Consider the following 2174-nt stretch of genomic DNA (forward strand, 5'->3'; position numbering starts at 1 on the left):
ATACTCAAACTCTTCAAGGTTCGACAGGCCATCACCATCAGCATCCTCATCAGCATCAGCCACCAGTGGGTTTAAGCCAACGCGTGTTTCATACACATCTGGCATGCCGTCGTTATCGTCATCACTGTCGCACACATCGCCGAAACCATCGCTGTCGGAGTCTAGCTGGTTATTATTGGCTGTATCGGGGCAGTTGTCCTCGCTATCGAAAACCGCGTCACCGTCTTTATCATTAATACCTATTTCATTAAGCAAAGAGTTGCTTACTCGAACAAAATTATTTTCCATATTTACATCAATACGGCTCTCACTTGCACTCAACTTCACAAAAGTGAGAAAGTCTTTGTCCTGTGATCGTGGTGTCGTGAACGTTATCTCTAGATCACCATCGACATCAGCATAGCTAAAACGACAGCGTGCAACGTATTGACTAGAGTACGAAGCATAGCAACTTGACGCTACACTCGTTGCGTTGAACTTAATGTACGGCGGTTCACTTAGTTCGCTATTATCAATGAGTAGTTCGTGTTCAACACTTTGCTCGGCATCAATCACCATTTTATAGGTCACCGAGTCTTCGGAAATAAATGTTTCTTTCAGCACTATACTGTTGTCGGTTTGTTCCATCTCGCTTTCTGGCAGTATGCTGAGGAATGTGTAGAAGCCCTCTTTATACATGCTTTCACCATCGTCGTAACGGCTCGTATAGTTTCCTAAGCCGTCAGCTAATGACAATACGCTTGCAAGCGCGTATACGCCACTAACCGTGCCGCTGTCAATGTTGAAAAATAACTCTTTTTGAAAGCTATTAGGTTCGATAATAGGAAGCCACTCTGCACCGCTTTCGGCACTAACGTAGTTTGGCGTGCTTCTTAACCAAAAGCTGCTTCCGCCGCTTCTCATCCCTGATTCATCTTGTACAACTATTTTCGCTGTTACTTGTGCTGGGCGCTCTGTTGCTGCTATTTGGCGCTTGTCAATTTCAATGCGTTTGATGGTAGGTGGAGTAATGTCAACGTCATTATCGTTAAGCACCTCAAGGTGCGGTAGAAAGCCAAGCGCTTCCAGCTTTTCCCAACCGTCGTAGTCATAAGTGCGGTTATTAAGTGTATCAGCCAGCCCTAAAACACTTGAAATACTGTAGGTGCCTGGCGCATTCTCGGGCGTAAAAGTATAGGTGAAGGTGGTTTTAAATAGTCCGTCCTCAGGGTCTTTATAAATGTCGTCCCCGTATGCCCCCTCGCTTTTACCATATTGCTGAAGGTCGTCGTTTTTAAACCAAAAGCTTAGGTAATTGATATCAGTTTCTTCTTCAAAGTGAACGGTTACTTCTACGTTCTGTTGAGCATTAGTAACATCTATAACTTTGGGCTGTATGTCGAGGTACACCAACTTAGGGGCATTGGTGTCACCATTTAGCTGCCAAAAGCTATTTTTTTTCACTGGTGTCTTGTCTGATGTGGGAAAGGCTAGTTCTGGACATAACGATTTAAGTTGTTTCTCAACAAGCTTTTTTTCAGCAGAATTCACGCGCTGCCATAATAGCTCAAAAGAAGTCGCGCACGCTGAAATCCGTTGGTTGTGTTGTTGAGCTTTTAAGTCTATATGGCTATTTGAAGATGCTTGGTGATGAGCGCCTAAAAGAATTAATCCAGAGAAAACTGCATATTTACTTTTCAATTCGATTTCCTTTCTATTGATGTTGTATAGCTGCTTTAGCATATCGCTAATAAATAAAAAGGTAAATTATTGATAATTTTATTCCCTAGTCAGTTTTTTACCCTTCTTCTGGCCTTGAGCGGTTTTAATTACCAACGTTTCTGCCTATAGCAATCTGAAAGAGTTAATTGCAATATATCTTCTTTGTTTTGGTAACTTACATCCTATTCATTTAGGGATTATAACTTGGCTAAGTTATAAATTAGGCGATAGAGCGTGGGAATTTTTGATGTAATAGATATGGATTACGACAAATCAAATCGCTTTGGGCAATTGGATATTAAATATTAATTAGAAAGGCGTGTTAGTCAAATATCCTGGCCTTGTTCTGTGTAACTGTTATAAAGAAAACGCCAGCGCGAATAGTTGTTCATGCTCACACTGGCCTCAATTTTTTATCTGTAAATGATTTAATTATTAGTAGGTACTGAGCTATCCCCACGAATAGTAAAATA

At 41.3% G+C, this 2174-nt stretch carries 1 protein-coding gene; it reads right to left on the bottom strand.

Annotated elements, in window-relative coordinates:
- On the bottom strand, positions 1-1680 hold a 1680-nt coding region (locus ACX5KA_RS06840; protein ID WP_458730738.1), incomplete at its 3' end, for a thrombospondin type 3 repeat-containing protein.
- Positions 1681-2174 lie beyond the last annotated feature (494 nt).

This window comes from Alteromonas alvinellae, from assembly GCF_902705805.1.